This window comes from Mucilaginibacter sp., from assembly GCF_025359345.1.
Taxonomy (GTDB): Bacteria; Bacteroidota; Bacteroidia; order Sphingobacteriales; family Sphingobacteriaceae; genus Mucilaginibacter.
On sequence record NZ_JANYGQ010000015.1, the window covers coordinates 19019 to 41187 of the forward strand.

9 protein-coding genes are annotated in these 22169 nt (G+C 44.8%); 4 read left to right on the forward strand and 5 right to left on the reverse strand.

Going from position 1 to position 22169, the window contains the following annotated elements; all coding sequences use genetic code 11:
* Nucleotides 1-8: 8 nt before the first annotated feature.
* From Q0R52_RS07955 to Q0R52_RS07975, 5 genes are all read right to left on the reverse strand, one after another.
* Complete coding sequence (locus Q0R52_RS07955) at nt 9-1934, reverse strand: kelch repeat-containing protein (protein WP_295793752.1); 1926 nt, start codon at nt 1932-1934, stop codon at nt 9-11.
* Nucleotides 1935-1970: 36 nt separating this feature from the next.
* Nucleotides 1971-11780: a LysM domain-containing protein gene (locus Q0R52_RS07960; RefSeq protein ID WP_295793753.1), complete on the reverse strand. Its 9810-nt coding sequence runs from the start codon at nt 11778-11780 to the stop codon at nt 1971-1973.
* Between the two features lie 20 nt (nt 11781-11800).
* Nucleotides 11801-12847: a hypothetical protein gene (locus Q0R52_RS07965; RefSeq protein ID WP_295793755.1), complete on the reverse strand. Its 1047-nt coding sequence runs from the start codon at nt 12845-12847 to the stop codon at nt 11801-11803.
* 15 nt (nt 12848-12862) lie between these two features.
* Nucleotides 12863-16507, reverse strand: coding sequence for a hypothetical protein (locus Q0R52_RS07970; protein ID WP_295793756.1), 3645 nt, complete (start codon nt 16505-16507; stop codon nt 12863-12865).
* Nucleotides 16508-17403: 896 nt separating this feature from the next.
* Nucleotides 17404-17973, reverse strand: a complete 570-nt coding sequence (locus tag Q0R52_RS07975; RefSeq protein WP_295793758.1) for an NlpC/P60 family protein — start codon at nt 17971-17973, stop codon at nt 17404-17406.
* 231 nt (nt 17974-18204) lie between these two features.
* Here Q0R52_RS07975 and Q0R52_RS07980 point away from each other — a divergent pair, with 231 nt between their 5' ends.
* The 4 genes from Q0R52_RS07980 (at nt 18205) to Q0R52_RS07995 (ending at nt 22130) form a co-directional block, all read left to right on the forward strand.
* Nucleotides 18205-18981 carry a hypothetical protein gene (locus tag Q0R52_RS07980; protein WP_295793759.1) on the forward strand — a complete coding sequence of 259 codons (777 nt, stop codon included), beginning with the start codon at nt 18205-18207 and terminating at the stop codon, nt 18979-18981.
* A gap of 116 nt (nt 18982-19097) precedes the next feature.
* Nucleotides 19098-19454 carry a hypothetical protein gene (locus Q0R52_RS07985; protein WP_295793761.1) on the forward strand — a complete coding sequence of 119 codons (357 nt, stop codon included), beginning with the start codon at nt 19098-19100 and terminating at the stop codon, nt 19452-19454.
* 92 nt (nt 19455-19546) lie between these two features.
* Nucleotides 19547-19963 (forward strand): hypothetical protein, encoded by a 417-nt coding sequence (locus Q0R52_RS07990; RefSeq protein ID WP_295793762.1) that lies wholly within the window; start codon nt 19547-19549, stop codon nt 19961-19963.
* 370 nt (nt 19964-20333) lie between these two features.
* The gene (locus Q0R52_RS07995) at nt 20334-22130 is read left to right on the forward strand and encodes an erythromycin esterase family protein (protein WP_295793765.1); all 1797 of its coding nucleotides are present in this window, start codon (nt 20334-20336) and stop codon (nt 22128-22130) included.
* Nucleotides 22131-22169 lie beyond the last annotated feature (39 nt).

Genomic DNA, 22169 nt, shown 5'->3' on the forward strand with positions numbered 1-22169 from the left:
TAAATGACTTATAGTTTTCTTAAAAGATAAAACAAATTAGCTTCGCTTGTCTGTGTATTAGCCAGGGCCGGGCCGTTAAGCGTTGTGCCCCCACCTATCACGTACATGGCATTGCCAACCGCTGCCGATGACAAGCCAGCTGTTGCAACCGCAAGTTCGATGGTGCTGTTAGTCCAGGTATTGGTTTTATAGTCAAGCACATATACCGAGCTCCACGAGGAGCCGTTGTAGTTAACGCCGCCCATCAGGTATATTTTATCGTTCAAAAGCGCTGCGCCCGAAAAATAGAACCCTACCGACGATGGCGCCGGTATCGATGTCCAGCTCAGGTTCGACATCTCGAGATAACCGTATATAGACGAGGTAGCGCCCGAACTGAAGCCCTTGGTATTGCCGCCAAGTACATACAACCTGGAACCTACCATCACTGCACCCCCACCCGTAAATTGAGGCGCCGGGGTATTATAAGTACTCCATTGATTTGTTTGGGGCGTATAAACCTGTAAGGTTGCGTTACCTCCACCGTTGCCACCTAACAAAATCACCATGTTATTGTAACGCGCACCTGCCGCGCCGACAGCCGACATTGGCACTGCTGCCGGCTGGCTGGGGGACCACGAATTGCTCCTGGGCGAATATGCTTCGTTTGCATTTACCGGTGTCGAACCTGTAAAGCCACCCATTACAAATATCGTGTCGTCGAAAGTTACGGCTGCTGCTGCAAAACGACGTGCCGACATCGGTTCCATTACCTTCCAGCCGCCAGCCGATGTATCGTACATTTGATTGATAACAGAATTCATATCTACAGCGCTGGTATTGGGCGCTCCGCCAAACGCGTATATTTGGTTACCATATACAGCGCTTGCCTGCCACATACGTGCCAAAGGCATATCGTTTTTAAGGCTGAATGCCCTGGTAAGGGTAGTGGGCAATACAATAAGGCCTGTATTAACAAATCCATCAGGCGGCACATCCGAGTTTGAAAGCATTACGAGGCCCGCGGGTATATTGCCCGAGCTGCCACTATTGCCCTGGTAGCCCTGATTACCCTGGTCGCCCTGGTATCCCTGATCTCCTTTATTGCCCTGGTTACCTTGATTCCCCTGGTCGCCTTTGTCCCCTTGAAAACCCTGATTACCCTGATCACCTTTATTGCCCTGGAAACCCTGGTTGCCCTGATCTCCTTTATCACCCTGGAAACCCTGGTTGCCCTGTTCGCCTTTATCACCCTGGAAACCTTGATTGCCCTGATCCCCTTTATCCCCCTGGAAACCCTGATTGCCCTGGTCGCCTTTATCGCCTTGAAAGCCTTGATTTCCCTGGTCGCCTTTATCTCCCTGGAAACCCTGATTGCCTTGATCACCTTTGTCACCCTGAAAACCCTGATTGCCTTGATCACCTTTGTCACCCTGAAAACCCTGGTTGCCCTGGTCGCCTTTATCGCCTTGAAATCCCTGGTTACCCTGGTCGCCTTTATCGCCTTGAAATCCCTGGTTACCCTGGTCGCCTTTATCGCCTTGAAATCCCTGGTTACCCCGGTCGCCTTTATCGCCTTGAAATCCTTGATTGCCCTGATCGCCTTTATCTCCCTGGGAACCTTGATTGCCTTGAAAACCCTGGTTACCCTGGAAACCCTGATCACCCTGTATTCCATTAAGAATCATATAGCTCCAGTTGCCACCCGGCACGCCTACTTTGCCCTGGTTACCCTGGTCGCCCTGATCTCCCTGGAAACCCTTGTCTCCCTGGTAACCTTGTGTGCCCTGGTCGCCCTGGTAACCTTGATTACCCTGGAATCCCTGGTCGCCCTGAAACCCCTGGTACCCTTGCGGACCCTGATCTCCCTGCGGGCCTTGCTCGCCCTGGTCGCCCTGGTTCCCGTCGGTTAGTTTATCAGCTGCTTTAGCAGGCTCTTTTTTTTCCTCTTTCATTGCTTCTTTATTTTCAATTTTATCAATACGAAGATTTTAGCTCCATTTAATATTTTTTTCTTCCAGGTACAAATTGCGTATCCTCAGCACCGGCAACTGGGTGTTTGAAAGCCCTGAGAATAACTCGATATCAAACCTGAATTTTGCATTTGTAGTAACAGGGACATTCCCGGCAAACCAGTTTTGCAGTAAGGCTGTCAGCTGGCACACAAACGGGCTTTCGGGTGTTATATCGCCGGGCAATACCGGGCATAAGGTATTATCCCAGTCAGCAGGTATCGCGAAATTATATGGTGTGGAAATACTGATTGGTATTTCGGCGCTTAAGCCCGGGATATTTTCCTGTATATCATAAACATAGCTGCTGCCTATTTTAATCTGCCTTGTTGTTGTTTCATCAATCAACTCCGTAAACAGGGCTTGCAGGAAATTGCTTAAGTATAACTGCAACGGTTGTTTGGCTGGTTCGGATGTATAGTCCGCTATGTTAATCTCAATATTAGGGTCCAGCAGCGGCGTAAGTACGCTTACAAAACGTATGGTTGGTGTTGTGTAAATAAATTCCTCGTTGGTCTTTATTCCCGGAACCAGTATTTTATTACGTGTTATTGCAATCCCCGACCATATATTTTCTTCGTTAATGATATTGAATTTATCGTACCCGATTATACGCTGCGTTATTTTACGGCCATCATCGGGCGACAGATATTTCTTTTTACCATCAACCATGGTATAATAGGCAAAGCTTTTAAGCTCTTCCGTGTTATCAACCGGATGGGTAATAAAGCCTTCAATTTTTACATAAGGCAGCTTGTATTTTGTACCGGGCCGCGGCGTAACTGAAATCAAGAGTGCATTTTGTTCATCAATTACTATCCCGCTTTCCACTATCTCGTACTTGTAATTTACCTCGCCGGTACTTGCATCGGCGTATAGCTGCCTGTTTTCTTCCCATTTGCCCCATGCGGTCGCCACGCGTTTTACCAGCCAGGCGAACGACTGCATTGCTGTGCACGCATAATCAGGGTTCGACTGGTCGAGCAGGAACTCGTTGAAATCCCGCTGTATGCCGGGGTAAGCATTCGAGAATTGCAGTAAAGCCGCAAACAGGTCAGGGTCTTCATCGTCGGCAAAGCGGGCATTCATTAACGATTGTGAAGGAACATTAAGAATTATACCAGTATTGATAGTGTCCTGCTGTGCTCTCAGGTAATCATACGTATAGGTATAATTCCATTCTTTGGCTTCCAACAATTTATCTTCAACAGGCGCAGCATTTTCAATCAGTCCGGCGGCATCAGCAACCGATTTAAAGGTTTGCGCGGTAAGCGACGGCGCTGTTGGATAGGCCCGCAGCGGGATAGGTATCTTCAATTTGCCCAGCCCGGTATCAGCATCATCAAACGGCAGAATAAACGTTAGCCACGATGATGCCTTATAGCCTTTTATGCTATCAACATTTTGTATATCATGTTCAATCGAATTGATCTCATACTGCAGGTCGATCCCAAAGAAGCTGCTTTCGCCATGCAGATCATTGTCTTTTTTAGAATTGAACAAGATAGTCAGGTACGATTGCTTATCACCACCTAGGTCCGATTTTTCGAGCGAGAATCGCGTGGTCGAGAAAGCATAGGCCTTCTGATCGGCCTGCGTAGTGTCATTCGGGTCTAACACCTTACCAAACAGGTTAGGCGCTATAACATTCGCATCATTATATGGCGATTTCACATCCACGTTAAACTGCAGCACAGTATCTATGCTGTAGGCATTTGAAAGGCTGATGAGCAACTCCTGCCTTAACCGTTCCATCGCATTCGCCAGGTTGTGGTCATTAGGCTTATTGTCGTCGGCAAGCACGGTAGCCATGTGCTTAACAATGTTGCCCGCAAGTTCCTTTTTGGCATTTATAATGTATTGGTACGGATGGAGTATCGCCCCTGCCCCACTATCGCTTAGAGGTTTATCAATGGTATTTTCAATCTGCCAGGCGGGTATCGAAAAATCGGCTTGCAGGAATATGTCTATAGCGGCCAAACATGTTTGGGCCATCTTCTCAATATCAATACCATTGAAGGCCGATTCGAGCGGAGTTTCGTCTGATATCGGGGTACCTGTATGGTAAGGATATATCTTAACCATATCGCGCGATAGCAGGTGGGTTGCCAGCGGTAGCAACGCAAAGTAATACGGGTTGCCAACATCCGGAATTGAAAACTGGATTCCGGTAGCACTGTCATTAAACCTGGCCACCCAAATATCAATCGGGCTATTGTCTTCCGTTCCCAATTTAGGCATACCCGAAGCTGCTTTCAGTTCGGGGAATGCTGCTTGCAGTTTTTGGGCAAACTCCTGTATCGTAATGGCACTACCAGGCCCGCCGAAACTTGCGGAATTATCCTTTGTGAGGTTAGGGCCAAGCACCGAGGTTGAAAAAAGCACCGAAGGTTCATCCTTAAAACCATCGTCAACAAGGTCTAACTCGCGCGCAAGTTTCAGCTTGGTAACCAGCGCAAACAAGGCCAGCGGATTGCTGTCGCTTACCGGGCTTTCAATTATCTGGTTGGCCGGTATGGTAACCAAAGGCACAATGATTACCTCGCCCTCTTTGAGTTTTCCATCGGCCGGTATTGAAGGATTGGCCATGCGGATATTCTGCGGGGTTGTATCGTATTTGGTCGCTATCTTTTCCAGCGTATCACCTTCTTCAACAGTGTAGAACACGTAAGGGTCCGCGCCTGGTTTTAAAATTTCGCCAAGGTATTGATAAATGGCTATTACCATGTTTGTCAACACAGCCTTAGGGTCTGTTTCGATTGCCGCAAGGCCCGTATCACCCTCCAACGAGTTGGATATGATAACCTTCATATCCTCCTGTATGAGCTGGTAATATATTTGCACATAAGTCCCGCGGTCGGCTTCGGCGCGTTTTTTCCAGGCCACATCAGCAGCGCTTTCAACCGGCAAATAATTGGTAGGATTAAATGCCAGTGTAATGTACAGGTTAGGCGAACCACCTTCCGGCTTATCCACAATGTACGATGCCGAAACACTTGGGAAAAGGCTAAGGCCAATAACCGGATCGGTGTAACCTACGGTTATATCCGGCAATATTGCAGGCCCCGGATCAGGGATATTTTGGAACGATGTGAGGTTACCGAAGATATCCTGCCAGCGCATATCAATCTGCACGGTTTTGCCAACTGCACGATACGGATCCTCCTTTTCGGGCGGCAAATCCTCCGATGAGGCGTCCGTCACCACGGTTTTTACGAAAGGATACACCGGCACAATACGGTTGTATGGCATATCCTCGTCGGTAACGCCTGTTGGGCGCATTGGTTCGTCTAAATCACTTGGTGGCGGCGGGTTATTATCGCCCGGTGCAGCCGGAAGGCCGGCGACAGCTTCATCAAAATCATCATTTTTGGCGATGTTGTAGCCCAATAAATTGTAAAGCTCCTGCAGGTTTTGTTCAGCGTCGGTTAACGGGGTAACTGCTTCCGGACCTTTCCGCTTCATGGTGAAACCGATATTTCCAGGCGGAACGGTGGCTACTTTCACCTCTATCCGGCTATCGAAAGTCAACGGCGCTTCGAAGAGTTGCGGTTGGTGTTTATTGGCATGGGCAAGCGCAATAATGCTTACGCCATATTTTTCTGCCAATACTTCCAGGCTTTCGGCCGCCGCAGTAAGGTGCCCGTTTTGGGCGGCATTTGCTTTGCTTCCCGGGATAGCGAGCCGGGTATTTTTCCTGAAATGCGCTGTTTTATTTTGCGTGGCAATTTCGCCAACAGTAGTACTGTACCGCCTGGCAAAGGCGTGCAGCGTTTCGCCTTCGGCCATTGTGACATCTGATACCGTTTGGGCCAGGGTTTCGATGTACAATATTTCGTCCTGGATATTAATTGGCTCCCTTATAATTACGCTGTTAAGGAAGTTATGCAGCACGTTATTGGTTATATCGTAAGTAATTACTACCGAAATAGTAACCTCGGTATCGCCGTTAAATAAATAATCAGGCAGGCCATTTTTGCTGTCTTTAACCAGGTAGTATAAATAATATCCGCCGGTGCCAACAATGGCAGCCTCCCACATGTAGGTTAGAAAATCCAGTTGACTCATGCCCAAAAGGTTATCCTGCATACCGGGCACCGCTCCCAAAGCCCTGGCGCTTGCCAGTTGAGGCGGATTTGAGAGGGTCGAAAGATTTGTTTGCAGCAAATACATGCTGGTGTTGGCAATACTGTCAGACCGTAAACCACTTGGCGGTTCCTTCTGCCCATCCTGTGCAGGGTCTTTTGAATACAGAATATCTATTTGGTTGATTATCGTACCTGGATTAGCCGCGTAGTATTCAATAAGGTTTTGCAGCAAGCTCATGGATGCAGGGTCGATGCCGTGCAACTCGTATACATTCGGCATCAGTTTGGCAGGGTCCTCGCTCGATTTTACCTGCCGCAGCCTAACATCAATTTTGGTAGACCATGTATAATCATTAATAGGTACAGGCTTTGCCGTCCTTGTTTTGGTTTCCTGAACCTGCTTCAGCAAGCTAACTTTAGGCGCAATGGCATCGTAACCACTTAGCAAAGCTTGCAGGCTGTTTTTAAACATCCAGATGGATGGGTCGATGTTATCCTGCAGCAGGTTATCGCCGTTCATCAATGTCATAGGTACTGGTAAAGCCCAGGTTATATTGCTTGGCAGGCTAAACTTACGCGGCTGCACCCTGAAAAGGTCGCTGGCTTTCAGTTCAACAATAACAGGTTTTAACTTCGCTTTTTGCAGGTCCTGCAATGCGCCAATATCAACCCCTAAAAGGGTAAACGGCAGTTCGGTGCCGCCCGGCGTGCCTAAATTAAGCCATGGAAGCGATTCGGGTAATTTCAGGATGAGCTCATCGCCATCCACAAGCTTGGACGCATCAATTTCCTGGCCTGATATTTTGTACATCGCTTCGGGCTTGCCTATGGCCGAATCTTTTTCGGGCAGCGGTACCCGTAGGCCTTGCAACATCATATTGGCCGATAAGCCCGACAGGTGTTCAAAGTCATGGTTTTCTTCCATGGCTTTTATCAGGTCGGCAACCGTTATTTTCTCGACAAACGGCACCAGTATTTTGCTTTGATGTGGTAACAGCCCGGCTACCCCTATATTTTCGGCAATCAAGTCGAGCACATCAATGCCATGTTTGTTCGCTACTGAAAGCAAGGTTTCGTGTTCGTTTGCCGATGTGGTGTACTTTACATTCGGTATAAATATCCGCTCGCCGGCAATAAATTGATTGTTTTCATCAGCGCCAAACAGCCTTTCGCTTGTTTGCATCAGCTGGCCGGTGGGCAGGCAGGGGTCCACAACTTGTTCTCTCAGGAAAATATTGGCCTGCAATATTTCATTGTGCCCAACATTAAACCGTTTGCTAATTGAATGCAGCGTATCATTATGCCTTACGGTATAGGGTACTCTTTTCAGATTAAGCCCAACGTTAACGCTAAGTTTGCGCGTGCGGTTTGCATGCGCCAACTCAATTGCCGAGATACCAAAATGAGGGTTATCGGCAACTATGCTTTCGAAGCTGTCGCCTTCGTCTACAGGTACTACCATGGTAGTTAACCTGTCGATGCCTTTTTGTGTGCTTTCTTTGGCTAAAAGGGCGATATAATCAATCAGCATAAAAGTTGCCAGCGATTGTTTTTCTTCATCAATTGGTAAAATCGAAGGATTTTTAGTGTTGGCCCCGGTATTACGCACCGACAGCGCCCTAAAATAGTCGTGTACCAAACGCAGTTGCAGCTGGTCGTAGGTATATTCTGCCTCTTTATTATCGAAATGAATGTCGCCGGCCGGCGTTCCAAACACCAGGTTTGGCAGCATCGGCAATACGCTTACCGTTTTTTCAGCAACAACCTGGGTAGTGCGTGCCGGGGTAGTAATGGTGGCATTCAAATAATTCTCCATAAAGGTGAATACCTGCTCCACCGAAAATGGCTCTACCAAATCGTTTTGCGAGAAGTAGCAAATAATTTCGTTAAGGTTTGCTATGGTTACTTCCTGCGCCAAAATGGTGTCGACAGGTATGCCTTCGGTGGTTTTATTGAAGTAAGCGCCCAATACCCATAAAAACGCACCTTTGGCAAACTTTGTGAACGGATAATCAACTTCTTCTATAACGCCGTTTATTAAAAGTTGCTGCTTGGTTGTTGGCTGGTCAATGGCGCTTTCCAAATAAAGCATGGCCACAACACGGGCCTTTTGTTCAGCTGAGCCTTCGTCGGTGGCAACGGTAAACTGTGGTATATAAATTATCTCCAGGTCGACTTTTGTTACCGGGATTATTGGCAGCCAGTTCATTACCGGTAGAAACAAGCAATCCGTTTCTTCGTCGAGCGCCTGCAGGCTGAGCTGCCTGAACTGGGCAGCGTACAAACCTTTGCCATCCCATGGCTTCAGTTCGCGTTTGCCGATGGTAAATGAGAACTCGATAGTTGTTGAGAACGACAAACCGATGGTTATTTTAAATAAGCCCAGGTTTATCCGCACTTTTACCGATACGCTTACACCGGCAGACAGCGTAATTAAAATAGGCTCGTAGCTTTCAAAAACAATCCGCGCACTAACAAAAACTTTCAGGTCCACCTCGGCTGAGATGATCAGGAAATCGATGGCGCCGTACACATGGCCCACAATGGATATCTTGCCCAGTACATAATAATAGGTTATATCATCTTTATTGCCGTCGTAATAATTAAATGAGGCAAAGGTACCTTCCAGCAGGCCTTGTACTACTATGCTTATCCCCGCCTTTAGTATTCCTTTATTTATTTCTTTACCCACACCCACGCGCAGGCCCACGCCGAATACAATTACCGGGCTAAAGTTCCCGATGGTTGATGCAGGTACGGTCTCCGCAGTTTCGGCACTCAATACGCCGAAATAGAAGCCGCCGGAACCGATAAATGGCAATAGCTGCAAGCCAAACGATTCAGAAAAGTCGTCGTTAAGCGGGAAGCCGAAATCAATCTTGAAATCACCGTTGGTATAAATGTATATTTTTATGCTTGGCAGTGTTACCGATACGGTGCCGAAATCTATCTGCCTGATGGCATCCGGCAGTTTCAGGTAAACCTGGTAAACGCCAACGGTATCAGTTACTTTTTTATAAAGTATCTCGAACTTAAGCCCCTGGAAAACTTTTGCTTTTGGCCCGTCAACATAAATCGATAACCCATAAAGGTCAGGGTCAAAGAATACTATTCCGATGGCAAAAGTATCTACAATTACAAACTGCGAGCCGATGAGCCAATTGCTCGAACTGTTAAATTTAAGCTTAGTGCCGTCAATTGGATTAGTAGGATCAGGGTCTTTTTTATCACTTTCAAACGAATCCTTCAGCATAGTTATCGCTTCGGATACCGAATTTGGAGACTTGGGGTCAATTAACGACACGTGCTGCCCCATACCCAAAAACTCTAAACGGAAAAGGTTTTCGCCCTGGCCCGGTACGGCAGGGGCGGTTTCGGGTTTGGCAACATCCCACGGCCCGGGTAGCGGCAACGCGCCGCCAAGGAATGAACCCTCTGTAATTTGAATTTCCACAATTCCTTCCTTGTTCGGATCGTTCGGGAAATAGGTGTAGTAAAGCGTAATTTTTTTAATATCGATAAAGCCAAGGTTAATGCCAATCGGCACCGTAAAGCCGATTTTGTTTTTGGTGATATTGAAGGAGAAACCAAAATCTGCGAGCCTGATATTATTCATCACATTCCACGGCGATGGCAGGGTAATACTTTGGCCGGTGGCTGCATTTATCAGCAGTTCAATCATACCGCCCAGTGTAGAGTCGTCGGTAAACTTGAAGCAAATAATGCTATCCTTCTCGGCATTTTGGGTAAGCTTGGCCTCGAAGCCGTTAAAGAAAAACGTATAGTCGTTGTATGCATCTCTAAAATCAACCCGTGCGCCTACGTGTATGTTGCCAAAGTTCAATGCGCCCTCTATAAAGCCCGTATATGGCGAACCTGTTAGCGATTTTTTATAGGCTATTTCGGTAAGCCCGGTAATAATAAACGGACTCGAAAGGCCAAGATCGAGTTTCCACTCGGCGCCTAATTTAAAGTTGTAGGTATTTTCTGCGCCGTCTTCGTTGCCAGGGGTTGCCGGCGGAGCCTGGGTAAACGATGCAAACAGTGTGGTAATGGTAATATCGAACGGATTGAATTTGTGATATTCAACCGGCAAATAGGTATCTATAAGCTGTTTTAACTTTATAGTGCTGCCATCCTTTAATCCGCCGCTAAATACCCAGGTGTCTTCTTCGCCGGCGTATTCAGCGGTAACAAACAGGAACGGTGCTTCGTCGCCGGTGCCTACCTGGAACTCGCCGGTAATACTGCCGCTTGGCACCCCGGCTACGTAGCTTATGTTGAATGATACCGTCCGAACCACAATAGTGGTCAGTATCACAGGTATCTGCATGTCAGTAGTAAGCGCGGTCTCCAGCGAATAGGTGCTGTTTTTAGGGTCGACGGCTATATTTAGCACGCCTAGTTCAAGTGTATTGGGCAAACTGTTTGCAACGGTATCGCCTAAGAAATAGGCCACTATGCCTTTTAAATCCACAGGTGTCTCCGGATCGAGGGCTCCCATAAACACGTAGCTTGGGAACGCGGCCGAAATAATAAAGTTTACAGCAGACGGGCCTGTGCCAAGGGTGATGATACCTTCTATTGCAAGCGATGGACTGAATACACTATTCAGGTAAACCATCCCAAACCAAAGCTTAACAGATTTTAAGGTGATAAAGCCCGGGATAATAGCCCAGCTGTAATCATCGCGTGTGCCTACTTCAATGGTAAGCAGCGATATCGATTTTTGCGATGTGTTGAATGTAAGCTGCCAATCCTTTAATACAAAATCGTTAATAACCGGGATGTTGGATGGCATAACCGCCAGCAAATTCTCATCATTTGCCAACGAGATAAGCTCGGCTATCCCAACGTCCATGGTATCGGGAAGTATGGCCTGCATGATCAGCGATTCGGACTGCGTGCCAATTACGGTTGCAACGCCAATACGGTCGTTATTAATAGGCATGGTAGTTTCAACCAATATTTCAAGCACCGGAAGCGGCTTGCCTTTATTATCGCCTTTGTCGACAATATAAGCGGAGGCATTCATCGAAAATGCAAGGGTGAATACCGGGAATGAGCCCAGTTTGAGGTCAATGGTGCCTATTTTACCTGCGAGGTGCATTTCGGGCACGACGGTATCGGTGGTAACGATATAGCCGTCTTTGCCTTTGTTCAGGGTTACTTCGCCTTTAACTTCAATTACTTCGGCATTGAACAAACCGGCCAACGCGCTAAGCATACTATCGAGTTTAAGAAATCCCGAAAATATGAGGCCGGTTGCTGTAAGCGAAAAGTGTGCGCTGTCAAAAAATATGTATTGTATCCACTTTTTGGGGTCTCCCGGGTCGTAAAAACCGCTCCAGTTGCCAAACATCAACACCGGGAAGCTTTTGCCAAATGTCCAGCCGCCTTCGGCCTTTATTATCGCATCTGCCTCTATCGTCATCGTAGGAACGGTGCCGGTAACCGTGAATGCCAGCGAATTAACGTTAGTATCAAAAAATATCAGCGAATTTCCGGTTCCTTTAACAGTAACGCTGCCGGCGTTTAGCAAGGGTACCGCATCATCAATTACCAGGTCGGTATTTAATAAATATTTATCAAACAGTTCGGTTATCTCGGGAGAAGAGATAGTATCGGGTGCCAGCTTCAACGATCCCTCGTTTGCTGCGATATTTGCACTAATTATATCGAATATCTCCTGGAGTGTCATGTTCGTTTTTTCGTTTTAAATTAAATGTTGACTGTTACTACAACCGGGTAATGGTTACTGATGCCTTCCCTAACAAAATCCCATGCCGTATCCATGTCTACCGGTGGTAAAGCCACTATAGGGTTAGCTATACGCGCCAGGTAAACGTTTAGCGCTGCAATATTAAATGCACCAGCGGCGGCCGATAAATCCCCCACACCGGGCTGGGCTGCGGGTGGCCCGGGTTGCGGCGCCGGAACAACGGCCGATTCTACCATAAGGTTGACTACATTTCCGGTAGGTGTAACGGCAGCAACGGTTTGAAAAATATTATCATACGCATTGGCCATAAACGTCGCCGGGTTATTACCACCCAATGGATTATCTTTTAAACTGGTATTACTGGCAGTTGCCTGATAGGTTGGCAGGCCAAGTAAATTACCATACCAGAAGGCATTCAAATTATAATCGACGTTAAAATCGCCCGATACCATGCTCGCATCAAGGGGGGTACCGTCGTCAAATTCAGTAATAGAATTGAGGTTAGCTATTCGTTGAACGCCCAAAGGGGTGAAAGCCCCAAACATAGCATGATAAGAAATAACAGAAAACCGCTGGGCAGCCATGGCGTTTGTTTCAAACATGGCGAAAAATGGCCGCCGCCCGCCGTTTGCCGTCATCCTGCTTGGAAAAGGAAGCGGTCCATTGGTCAGGATATTAAAATAACCAAGCCCGTGATCCGGTACTACATTAGCGCCGACTGCCATCCCCAGGTCAATTGGTAAAAAGTTCCTGTCGGTGCGGTACATAATTATATACGCCTCGTTATTATACCCGCTGTTTGCCCTTACCGACCGCCATGGATTGGCCGCGGGTAAAATTCCCTGTAAAGCGTTAACGGCATTTGCAATAATGGGGGGCACCAATAACGAAGTGCTGTTTTTAACCTCAACCATGGCAAAAATTTCAGCATCCACATTATTTATCAATGTTGCTATGTAATTGATAAAATTTGCGCTGTTGGCGTTAAAATACTTTGCCGGCCCGTATGTTTCAATATTCCAATGTAATAAGGTTACGTTTGCCATGGTAGGTTCAATAAATTATATTTCAATTGTTAAAGGCCCGGTTGGTGGCGCAGTCACCGTTTTTTTAGGTGCGTAATAAGCAGCATACCAGGCCAACGTTGTTTTATCAACCCCGGTGGCATCGCCAAAAAGTATAAATTGCGTATCGGCAGCGCCGGGCAGCTTTTTACCCAATATGCTTAGCTTAACATTATTCAACTTTAACAGGTAGGCCAAATCAGCACCCTGCTCGCCTGCCACAAAGGTGAAACTCTGTATATTTATGCTTAATACGCTCTGCAGGCTCAGCGTTTTTTGGCCCCCAACACCCGGTAGTTTTATGCCAGTGGCCAGGCGCTTAACCGACGTGTCTGGGCTCCAGGCTGTGGATATCTGCGATACAAAACCCGCTTTGGCCGCCAGTGCGCCCATGCTGCCCAAATTAAGATTGTATAAAAGCGCATACCATTTTTCGGTGAGCGACTGCCCGTTAACCGGTACTTTTGAACGTATAACTACCGGCAGGAAACCAAGATCGGATGGTTTGGATTCGTCATCTTTTTTCGAATAGATGAGGCCGGCAAGATTTATCGGAAAATTACGGAACAGGCTATTGGCTCGCGGGGTGCTTTGCGACAAATCGAACGACATCCGTGCAGGGTCGAAAGTAAAAACCCGGTCGGTTGCGTCCCCGGTTACATTATCCAGCATAAAATCCATGTTAACAGCCAGGCCCGAGAAATAAAGCCCCGTGTTGTTTGTATTTTTCTGGTCGGCCCTGTCGCCAAATGAAAACAAGTCGAAGGATTCTATCAGTTTAAAATTCATATAGCCCCAAAACACAAAACGCGACGATATCTTTTCCGTATCCACGCCGGCAAGCAAAAACGGATTATCTTTTGTTTCGTCGGTAATGGTATAAAACTGGGCCTTTACTATCTCCACATAGTTCATGGTCTGGCTTTCAAGCAAAAACTTATAGGTTTGGCCGGGGCGGGTAACAAATGTGTAGGTGTTTACCCCATTATGCTTTTCATAGCTGCCGTTAAACTCAATGGTCTGATTTTTTAACGAGCTGCCCATATTGCTGGTATTGAGCTGCGCAGGTTCATCAAACCAGGCGGTGGTAACCAGCTGTATCTTGCTCGCAAAATCCTTTATTTCTGAATTTTCGAATACCACCTGTAAGGTCAATACCTTAAAATCATAAAGTGCCTGGGTATTTGATACCGGCGAAGGGGCTTGTTGCACCGAAACAAATGGCGAATTGGCCAGGTGGTCCCGGGTGTCCTGCTGTGCCCTGTAATCCTTATCGATATAGTTGATCAGCCCGAATAGCGAACTTTTTGGCAACGTTAGCTCACCGTTTACCGGCTCGATAAAGTTTACGTTCATGCCGAAGTGGTGCGCATAAAATTCGTCGCGCTTGATGCCGGCTAATAAACCTTTAAGGTCATCAGGGAAATTTTCGACGCCTATATCTACCTTTAAAACCAATATGCCGTTCCAGCTTGGGTTTTGCACTATCTCAAGAAAATTGAGATAACGGGTATCCGTCTGGGCATTCAGTTTCGTGGTTTCTATGTAGGAGGTTATCCATTTTGAAACCAGCGCCGGGTATTGGTTAAAAGTGGATGCGTTCGACCATGACTGCGTGTCCATCACCCTGTTTTCGAGGCTGCCGCCGGCGAATTTGAATATAATGATGTTGCGAAAATCTCCCTTATCGCTTCCCTTCCCTACATTTATGGTAAATGGCCAGTCGGCAATGGTAATTTTGTTGAGGAAAGTGCCCAGCGGTGCAGCTTCTGTAGCCACCAGGAAAAGCTGGTTCGATTGCAGCGAATCCCGCAGCTCTTTTGTAACCCCATTGGTAAACTCAAGGTTATAGTCAATACCCTTGCTTTGGCTTTTTGCCAGCAGCACCGATTGCCAGTCGAGCCCAAAATCGGGTATGGTTGCAAGCAGGCCTTGCGGAGTAGTGGTAAGCAATGTGGCAGCCGAAAGCAAAAGATTATTGGTTTGCGTATCCTGCGGGATAGATGTCACCGTATCGCGCCGTACCGGGATTATGATTTGCTTTTCGAACTGCTGTATATCATCATACAAAAATTGAGCGGATGAAGTTACACCCGAATAAGGCACCATTGGCAGCGACTGGGTTACCTGTTCAGGAAAGAAAGCTGCGGGGGTGTTGCGCAATTGTAACAGTTCGTCAGTTACATCAACTTTCACGCCCTCGTGGTCGTAAAGTGCAGCATCGTTTGGTTGGGAATAGTACACCGGTACCTGGTTTGGCAGGCCGATAGCCTTCTTTTCCGCGCGTTCAGCAGCGGTTGCAGATGGATTTGGGCGGATGTTTATCCACGATGTTTTATACTTTGCATCGAGCCCGGCCTGGGCGGTTTGCAGGGCGGCGGTAAACCCGGTGCGTTTTGCAGTCAGAAAAACATCAAGGTGGCGGTTAAAAGCCTCGGTTGCCAAAGCTGCCGACCGTGGTGTTGCCGGAGCAGCTGTCATTGCCGTTTTTATGATGGGAAATACCGGTGCGTAAGCGTTTTGTTTGGCCTCAAAACGCATTACATTGCCCCGGAATGATTTCGACTTTGATATAAATTGAACCGATTCGGCACCCGAAAGGCCGCAAATCAGGTAGTCGGATACCACGCCTTCCGCTTTGTCAGCATCCTGAACGGCCAGCTCAAAATCGCCCGCTGGAGCAAGGTAGTAGCGCGGATTGCCATCAACCGGCGGCAACTCTTCAAATACCAGTTTAGGCGGATGATCACTATCCACGAGTGGTATAAGGTTTACTTTTTTGCCATATACCGTGCGGAAATAGCTGGGCAATTGGTTTTGCCCGTTTAGCTCGATATACCATTGCCCTTCGTTATTCTTTTTCAGGAAAAATGAGGTGCCTGTAAATGCAAGGTACGACCTGTCGGGATTTAGTGGATCGGCGGGATCGAGCACATAATCAAACAGTATCTGCAGACCCTGGTCAGCGCCGGTTTCAAAGAGGGGGTAGTTTTGGGCTACATCCTGCTTGTTGTAGTTTATTACATAATACAACGATGCATTCCAGCCGGTGGCCGCGTTATTTGACAGGTCGCCAAGGCTAACCTGGCCCAATAGTGAGCCACGTTTATCGCCGGCCAGCGGCAGTTGGATATCGTACGGCCTGCGTGGCGGCGGGGCGCCTTCATAAGGCGGGTACTCGTAGGTGAACGCCGCTATATTATCCTCATTATCTTTAACCGGCACAATTGGCGCGAACTGCTTTAGCGGCATGGAGTAATTGGCGAAATAGAATGAGGTATCTGCAGCTATGGCAACAGTTTCGTTTTCGGTAAATGATGTAACAGCCGCCTCGCCCTTTATAGTTTGGGTTACATCGCTAAAGGTTAGCCATGCAAAGCCGGTATACGCCGGAGCCGGGTATTCCGCAGTAAAATATTTGGTTACTTCGGCCGCAAATTTTTCCATATCAGCTACCTTCGGCGCACTTTTCAGGAACAGGTAGAAGCCAATATAGGTATCCCAGGACTGGTTGATGGTTATTGTTCCCGGGATTTCATCGGGTACTTTTGAAAGAAAATATGCCATATACCCGCTGCCCGCCGGCGAACCCGCATCAAGGGTAAAAAGCTGTGTGCCCGGAAATCTTACAAATTGTATCATTATAGGTAAATGATTAGATAAGGCCGACTATTTAGGTTAATTGCTTTAACGAGATAAAGCATTTAAAATTAAGAAATATTTATGCAGAATTAAAAATTAATTTTCAATTAATTTAAGATGGATTTATAATTAAGAATCCCGCCGTTATTAGTTTGGAAGAAACCTTAAATACACTTTAAAGTGCTTTTTTTGAGTTGGTTTCATTGAATTAGCTGGAGTTGCTACCTTTCTGTCACTCAGAAATTGATGGTTAGTTTTGAGTTTATTGGGGTTTGGAGGATTATTTTAAAAGCCATGGCCCGTGCGATTATGAATGTTTAATTTGTTTTCAAAGGCATTCATGAACTCCTAAAGTCGGTTCTCGGGCGGGGAAGGGTGGGGTTTCCCGGACTATATTCCACTGCTAATCAAGCGTAAAAGCATGACGCAGAAACCCCTCCCTTCACCCCCAAAAAGTTTAAGTTAACCCATAAAAATTCTCCAGGTATTTTAAAGGGCCATCGGCCCGGAACATGTTGTAGCCACGGGTTTCAACCCGTGGTAAATTGATTAAAAAAATAAAGAGTGCCATCGGCACGAACCATGTTAAGGCGTAAATATTCAAAAATATTGGTCGAACCTACGGTTCTAAATCCATTTCGTTTTTATTCCACGGGTTAAAACCCGTGGCTACAACATTTGGCCGAGGCTACGCCTCTTTAATTCACTTAGCCGCCTGCTGCAAAAATCCATATGTTTTTTGTGGGTTAACTTAAACTCAAGGGAGTGAGTCGCACATCCCCACACTTTTTCCAGTCTTCCGAACCCCTATGGTCTTGAGTCGAAAGGTTGTGTTATTAGTTGGAAAAGGCAAGAATTCGGCTTTGCGCTTCCGACTAAAGACTATTGACTTAACTCTACTTCCCGTTTTGCGGGAATATGCTTATCGTTTTTATATACCGGCTTAAATAATAGCCATCCATTGCTGTTTCAACTACACCTTTGTTTTTTCCTGATGTAGAATGGATAAACTTTACCGCGCTGCCGGCAGCCGACGTAACTATCCCCATATGTCCTACTACTCTTTCCGTACTGTCGGTGCCGGTGAAAAGGATTAAATCGCCGGGTTTGGCATCTTTCAATGGTATTTGCCGGTGCATGAAAGTATAATCAACAGAACTCCGCGGTACTGCTATGTGAAAATGGTTAAACACGCAAGCAACAAAGCCGGAGCAATCCAGCCCGTATTTCGGGTCGGTAGAGGCTGTGCTATAAGGGATGCCTTTGAGCGAATCGGCATAGGCAAGCAGTTGATTGGGGGTGATGTTGCCGGTGGTAATGCAGGTTACGTACCCGGCGCTGTCGGCCGGGGCCAGCAGGATGTGGTTATGTACCATCGATGTATCCAGGTTATCCCCGTGTTTGCCCACCAGTTGGCACGATGACAAAACCGCAGCAATTATATAATACCATTTCCTAAACCGCATGGTTAAGGGGAAGCAAAAACGCGGCCAGTAAAGTTAGGGATGGGTTTCAATCCTCCCGTTAAAACGCTTAAATTTGGGACATTAAAGCAAAATGCTCGAACTGGCGGGGAGCAATGTTATTTTAAACCATTTTGTCAACCCAAGGCGAAAATGTAGTTTTAGCTCTTGGGCCATCATGTCAAGAGTACGCCACCCTTTAGGCCTGCGCCGCATACTCATAATTTTTAAGCTATGAAAGTTTTCACAGGGATAATATTAATCGGGGTCTTCATAATAGTAATAAGTGCGATTTATTCGAAAATAAAGAATAACGACGAGACATTGGACACTAATACTTTTTCAAAAAAAATACCGCAAGAATACTTGGATCTGTTGAAATGTCGGGACAGTAGTTGCGGTAAATCAAGCGACAGTATTGTATTTATCAATACAACGATGAGTAAATTTAGGAACCCAATTTCTTGCTTTTTTGTACATAAAGATTATTACTTACAAGTCTATAAAATAGACACATCATATAAATATCTGTTAACGAATACGATTAAGATAAGTTATGACGACGCATCTTTACGATACTTCACTGGTTATTATCTTGATGATTTTACAGAGATGGAGTTTTTATATAAAGCGACAAAACCCCAAAAGCCTATCAATATTTATATTGATTTATATGGAGAAAATACTAAAACCTTGATGAAAAATGACTCCATTGCCTATTATTTTTCTAAATGCAAAAGCTTTTCACTAGGATTTAATAAAAATGAGTCATTTGATATTCATGGACAACCAAAGGATGGAATATTAAAAAAAACAATCGATTTAGAAATGCTGCTTTTTAAACGGAAAAGCAACCTCTTTATGTTGACTCTTTCGGCCAAAGATGCTGATGGTAGTTTAAAGCCCTGGACGCTTTACAATCTTTTTTTAAATGATTTGGAGGGCAGTTTACGCAAGAAATTAAAGCCAAAAACAAAATGTCAAAAGTCACCTATCAAAATAGTAGTTTAACACTGTTATTAATAACAATCTTTGGACTGTCGTGTACAAATACCGTTCATCACAAACAGAGCGTTAGGATTTTTACGAAAGTTTATCCGCCGGGAAAATATAGGTTCACCGGATGCTTGATCGATAATAAGAAAGAGGGCTTGTGGATAAAATACGATAGCCTGGGTAAAATAGAATCGGAAACAACGTATGTCGACGGCAAAGCATGGGGCGAAACCAAAGTTTATGAGGATGGTGTTTTAGCCGGGCATACTAAAGATACAATTATAGAAAAGGACACAATTACGTACTCGTCACAATATAATTCTTTAGGAAAAACCCTTGTCAGCGGCCGGTATGTAAATGGAGTCAAAAATGGCATCTGGAAATACTATCAGGTTGATGGAAAAAAATTAAAAAAGGTGGAAAATTATACAAAGACGGGAATGAACGTAGTATATAAAGACACTGTAACCAAAAATCTTGATTTTTAGCTACTGTGGGTACAAATCCGCTCGTAAAACATACCCGCTGTAGTTTCCGTCTACGGACAGCGGGGACTTAAACAAAGACAGTAAATAAAATTATGAAAAAAAGATTTTTTTTGACTCTGCTTTGCTTGATCATAATCATCATTGGTTACAGAGTCTATTCTTCTTTTAAACGAAAAATCATCGTCATAGGATTCGCTTATGAGAAAGACGTTATTTCAATAAAGCAGTCAAAAAAATTGCGCCAAGTGGTTGATTTAGGTGGGCATAAAATCAACGCTAATAGAATCTATTCTTTTTACGAAACATTTGATTGTTTTACATTAAATGGCGATGTGACATTAACGATAGAGATTGATTCGGCTCGCCATAAATTATTAGATACGACGATTGTGCTGCGAAAAGAAAACAAGTTTCCATTTATTTCTTTTAAAGATCCAAATGAGACTAAATCTATTAGAAGTTTCTTTATAGGGGATCAAGCAGCCAAAGAGTTTATGCCACCTTATTAAAAATTGGGGCAGAGTATTAAACCCCGACCGTTCAAGCCCGCTTAATGCCGGAAAATTAAGCGCCCCGCTTAATTTTATTAATAACCTTCAATTGCATTCTGATTAGGGGCATATTAAATCATAGCTTCCGCCTTTTAATTTAAGCGGGACGCTTAAATTTGAGGCATTCAAGCAAAATGCTTGAACGGGCGGGGAAAACTTTGGTCGATATTTCTACCGAAGAAGCCCCACTATTAATGATTGAGATTGTCAATGATTGATATTTATTTTTTTTAATTTTTAGGAATTGTTTAAACATAAGTTTAATTTTATTTCTATATATAACTTGCAGTTTAAGCAATTCCCCCAATATTAAAGACCACTTAAATAATTGAAACATCAGAATCCACGCTACATATTACCTTTTGTGTTTGTTTTTTTTGCTTCACTCTCAGCAAAAACACAGACAATCGCTGAAAAGTATGATTTGAATTTTAGACAATTAGACAGAAATGATAAGTTATGGTTGTCAAGTGGTTATAACTGCGATTTTTTAACAGATAGCACAACTCTTTATCAAAACAGGCCGACATTTAAGTTGTATTATACACCTACGGTGCCGAATAATAAGAAAATGTGTTTTGCCTTGTCCAAAACCATTTTGTTGCCCGGTGGTATCCCCAAAAAAAAATGCGAAGTCTCTATTGTTTCTAAAGATGATAGAGTTCATAATCTTTGGTTTACGGTTACAGGTCTTGACAGGGAGGAAAGAGAGACATCCTCGAAGTCGATAAGGATCAGTAGTCGACTATGGAAGGAAAAAAAAAATTCTCTACTGCCTGGATATGTCGCGGCACTTAGGATTAGCATACATTATGATGGGGACAGTAGTGCAAATCAAAATATTTGGCTTGGCGAGGTAAAGATCAAGGTAAATGGAAAAGAAATTAACAACAAAAGTTATTTTTCGAAAAATAAAAAAGACAGCATTGAAGCAATCAAAGGCATTGTCAAAGGAAAGATGATACCTCTTGCTTTTGGCAATGACAGTACTCTACTAGCAAACATTAAAGAACTATGTAATAAAAGGATAATAGGGCTTGGAGAGTGTTGCCATGGCAGTAACACAATTCAAGTTGCAAGTTATCAGTTTATAAAGAATTTGATTGTCAATTACAATTGTAAACTGGTGCTGCTGGAAATACCTGTGGATGCCACTTTGATATTGGATAGGTACGTGCAGGGCAAAATGCCCGACAGTTATCAAAAACAGATAGAGGCTGACCGTAAACTTTCTATTGGCGGTTATAAGAATTTAGTTGATTTTCTTAATTGGTTAGAGGCATATAATGAGCGTTCGGTGAATAAGGTGCATTTGTTTGGTATAGATAATCCATCGGATCCGCAACTATATCTTTTCGAGTACCATTTAGCTTTGTTGGGCAAGGAAGGGGGGAAATTCTATCTTAGGAAAACGGTAGAGCGAAAATATGATGATATAATAGATTTTGCCCAAAGGGATACGATGTTCCAAAACAGATTGGGCAAACAAAGTTTTGAGTTTTATCTTTCCATTCTGAAAAATGAAACCGCTGTAATGAGTAATTTAGTTGAATGGGGAAAAGACAGGGACATTAGTATGTCTAAAAGAGTAAATTTTTTGGTCAATCTTTTTCTTAGGTCCGGAGAAAAGGCGGCGATATTCGCACATAGCGGACATCTTAATAGTGTTGAGCAATTTGATGATAATTTAAAAAAGGTTACGCCATTGGGCTTTTATCTTAAAAATAACTACGGGAACCAATATTTTTCCATCAGTTTCCAGATTGGTGAGGGCACTTATACTCAAGATAAAGCGCCACACGGACGAACTATGATAGATAGCTTAATAAAGCCTCCCCCCTACAGTTTTGAATATGCCGCCCTTGCAACAGGATCAAGCTATTTCTACTATAGATCCAAGTATCTTAATGATGCAATACTTTCCTATTGTAACATTGCCAGAGCCAGCCGAAATGAAAATAAGTTCCGGTTTTCTTGTCTAAAAAGGAGATTTGATGCTTATGTATTTATAAAGGAAAGTACGCCAATCAAAGAAGTCGAATTGTTTCCGGCGTTTTATGCGATGGATTATTTTTATTTAAGAAGAAAAGAAATGCAAGATATTGTAAGGGAACTCGGTAATTAACAGATATAATATAGCATCATTCAGGCGCGTATGCAGCGC